A 3223-nucleotide genomic window follows, 5' to 3' on the forward strand; every position below is an offset into this window, starting at 1 on the left:
ACTCAGCGATGGAAGAGGAAATGGAAAAGCATCGCCAGCACCCAATTCTTTCTAAAATTAACTTTCCCCAGCTAAACCGCAAGTATACCTTAGAGCAAGACCTGAGTTATTACTTTGGTGCTAACTGGAGAGAGCAAATCAAGCTATCTCCCGCAGGTGAAGCTTATGTACAGCGCATCCGAGAAATATCTGCCACAGAACCGGAACTGTTAATCGCTCATTCATATACTCGTTACTTGGGTGACTTATCCGGGGGACAAATTCTCAAAAATATTGCTGTAACGGCGATGAATTTGTCTGATGGACAAGGAACAGCCTTTTATGAGTTTCCAGAGATTCCTAACGAGAAGGCATTCAAAGCCAAATATCGTCAAGTTTTGGATGAATTACCCCTCGACGATGCTACAACCGATCGCATCGTTGATGAAGCGAATGCCGCCTTTGGCGTAAACATGATGATGTTCCAAGAATTGGAAGGCAATTTGATCAAGGCGATCGGGGTAATGCTTTACAATAGCCTCACACGGCGTCGGACACGCGGTAGTACTGAACTTGTCACTGTTGAGTAAACTTTATTAAGTAAAATTTTGTAAATCTAGGGGCAACCTCTCTGGGTTCACCTGAATAAAATCAGGCGATCGCAGGGATGTTGCCCCTACTGCTGTTTGTTAGTGATCATAAAATGTCAACACCGCTTCTGTTTTATTCTGATAAGATAATAGCTTTGCTAATCTCACATAAGCTAGAACATCATTAGGTTTTTGTTTGATTACCGATGCACAATTAATTAAATAATGGCAACAAAAATTCCTGTCACAGTAATTACAGGCTTCTTAGGTAGTGGAAAAACCAGCCTAATTCGCCACCTGCTACAAAACAATCAAGGACACCGCATTGCCGTTTTAGTCAATGAATTTGGCGAACTCGGTATTGATGGCGAATTGTTAAAATCCTGTCAAGTTTGCCCGGAAGATGGTGAGGGCGACACTAATATCTTTGAATTAACTAACGGCTGCTTATGCTGCACCGTACAGGAAGAGTTTTACCCGACGATGCAAGAGTTAATCAAGCGGCGGGATAGCATCGACTGCATTTTGATTGAAACCTCTGGTTTAGCCTTGCCAAAACCACTGGTGAAGGCTTTTCGCTGGCAAGAAATTCGCAACGCCGCCACTGTGGATGCTGTAATTACCGTGGTAGATTGTGCGGCGGTAGCGGCGGGGACATTTGCTAGCGATCCAGAGGCGATCGCAGCCCAGCGCCAAGCAGATGATAGTCTAGAACACGAAACACCTTTACAAGAACTGTTTGAAGACCAACTTGCTTGTGCAGACTTAGTGGTGTTAAATAAAATTGACTTGGTGGATGCCGAGACAAAAGCCAGAGTTGAGGAATTGATTAAGCAAGAATTGCCCAGAGTGGTGAAGATTGTCGAGAGCCTACGTTCTCAACTAGACGCATCTATATTATTAGGATTCCAAGCCGCAGTGGAAGACAATTTAGATTCTCGTCCCAGTCATCACGATACCGAAGAAGATCACAATCACGACGAAGAAATTACCTCAACTAATTTAATTTTGGATCGTACCTTTGACCCAGAAAAGCTGCAACAGCAGTTAGAGAAATTAGCACAACAACAAGAAATTTACCGGATTAAAGGCTTTGTGGCAGTGCCAAATAAATCCATGCGCTTAGTGATGCAAGGCGTGGGAACCCGATTTGATAAATTTTACGATCGCCCCTGGAAACCCGAAGAGGCACGGCAAACCCGCTTAGTTTTCATCGGACGTGATTTGAAGTCTTCAGAAATCGAATCACAACTTGTAGCTTTATAAGTTGAGAGTTAGGAGTTAGGAGTTAGGAATAAATAGTACATTGTGGGGGAAGTTTGCCTACCTTTAACCAGGGCTATTTCATTCTCATCTAGTCCGCCTCAGAATAAATTCTGAGGCTAATAGCAAAAGTCGTCTAAAGACGACTAATAAAGGCTTTCAGTCCACTTGAGTGGACTTGGGCTATTAGCCCAGAACTTTAGTTCTGGGCGGTTTATGTCTAGAACGAAATAGCCCTGACCTTTAACAAGAGGATTTTGCCCCTTGCTATCGATTATTATGCGGCTTGGAGCAACTTAGAATGGTAAATTTATTTCGCTATTGTGTATTAGTTAGTTTATTCAAAATAAAAACGATACTAATAACTAAAAGTTTCTAATTTGTCACTTTTAATTCATAACTCTTAACTCCTGTACAGACGCGATTAATCGCGTCTCCTAACTTAAGCCCTCACTCTTCATTTTATAAAACTATGACTATTTCTCAACTATTTAACGTCGCCAATCTTTTCGTCTTGCCTTTTTGGGCGTTGATGATTTTATTGCCAAATTGGAAAGTTACACGGCAGATTATGTCATCATATTTGCCCTTTGTGCTGTTAGCTGGAGCGTATTTGTATTTATTTATCAACAGCATTACGCCAGAAAATGCCCAAGCATTATCGAATCCCCAATTAGCCGATATTGCTCGATTTTTTGCAGATGAAACAGCTGCTGCAACGGGTTGGATTCATTTTTTAGTGATGGATTTATTCGTCGGCCGCTGGATTTATTGGGAAGGACAAAAAACAGGTATTTGGACAATTCACTCCCTTGCACTGTGTTTGTTTGCTGGGCCTATGGGATTACTGTCTCACATCTTGACTGACTGGATTGTTAAAACATTTTTCCCTAAATCTCAGCAGAATGAAACGGTGACGGTAGGAGAAAAAGCTGCATCATCATCTGGAACATAGTTATATATCAATACAGTTCAGTTAAGGATTTTTGGTACTGATTTTAGACCTGTAGAGACGCGAAATTTCGCGTCTCTACCAAGGTTTTTGGGCTTAACTGAACGGTATTGAGTTATATATAGCAATCATAAATTCTTTGTGAAAAGCCAGATCCCCGGCTTCTTAAAGAAGCCGGGGATCTGTAGATTGATAATTAGGAAATCAGTTTGCTTTTAAGCTAATCAGCATTTACAGCAGTTTTCATGTATTTGAACCACATCTATCGTAGGGGTAAAGCGCAATGCTCATTGGTGTCAACTTAAGCTATAAATAGTTTAACTGTTGGCTGACTCACCCGCCTTGAACTAAAGTTCTTTGGCTTTTAGCTAAAGTCTACTGAAGTAGACTAAAGATTTTTTGCTATATTTAGTCATCTTCAGATGACTTCCGCTATTAG

Annotated in this window: 3 protein-coding genes; all 3 read left to right on the forward strand. The window is 41.2% G+C overall.

What is annotated here, in order from left to right; all coding sequences use genetic code 11:
• On the forward strand, nucleotides 1–569 hold a 569-nt coding region (locus LC574_RS32920; protein ID WP_229457788.1), incomplete at its 5' end, for a heme oxygenase (biliverdin-producing).
• Between the two features lie 225 nt (nucleotides 570–794).
• Nucleotides 795–1835 carry a cobalamin biosynthesis protein CobW gene (gene cobW, locus LC574_RS32925; protein ID WP_229457789.1) on the forward strand — a complete coding sequence of 347 codons (1041 nt, stop codon included), beginning with the start codon at nucleotides 795–797 and terminating at the stop codon, nucleotides 1833–1835.
• A gap of 469 nt (nucleotides 1836–2304) precedes the next feature.
• On the forward strand, nucleotides 2305–2787 hold the full coding sequence (locus tag LC574_RS32930) for an ABA4-like family protein (protein ID WP_229457790.1): 483 nt from the start codon (nucleotides 2305–2307) through the stop codon (nucleotides 2785–2787).
• The last annotated feature ends 436 nt before the right edge of the window (nucleotides 2788–3223 follow it).

The sequence above is a fragment of the Nostoc sp. CHAB 5715 genome (genome assembly GCF_020829685.1).
Lineage (GTDB): Bacteria > Cyanobacteriota > Cyanobacteriia > Cyanobacteriales > Nostocaceae > Nostoc.